Origin of the sequence: Faecalibacterium sp. DFI.5.82 (genome assembly GCF_029076575.1) — a bacterium.
GTDB classification, from domain to species: domain Bacteria; phylum Bacillota; class Clostridia; order Oscillospirales; family Ruminococcaceae; genus Faecalibacterium; species Faecalibacterium duncaniae.
In genome coordinates this window covers 1-333 of record NZ_JARFIS010000246.1, presented here as the reverse complement: position 1 = coordinate 333, position 333 = coordinate 1, and the positions used below count along the sequence as shown (strand labels likewise).

At 52.3% G+C, this 333-nt stretch carries 1 protein-coding gene; it reads right to left on the bottom strand.

What is annotated here, in order from left to right:
* Positions 1-333 (bottom strand): FAD-dependent oxidoreductase (locus P0G09_RS16445; protein ID WP_275253199.1); only part of this gene is annotated, 333 nt, incomplete at both ends.

Sequence of the window (333 nt, the reverse complement as noted above, 5' to 3'; positions counted from 1 at the left end):
ATCATTACGCCAATGTAAGCATCAGAGCGTTTCAACACGAACGGCCCCTTGCCTTGGGCACGCAGCCCGGCATTGATGCCTGCGATCAGCCCTTGACCAGCTGCCTCTTCATAACCCGAGGTGCCATTGGTCTGGCCAGCCGTAAACAGATTCTTGACCAGCTTGGTTTCCAGGGTTGGATGCAGCTGATATGGCGCCACCACGTCATACTCGATTGCATAGCCTGGCCGCATCAGCTTGGCTTTTTCCAGCCCTTTTACGGAATGCAGCATCTTTTCTTGAATTTCTTTAGGCATCGAGGTTGACATACCATCCACGTACCATTCGTCAGTA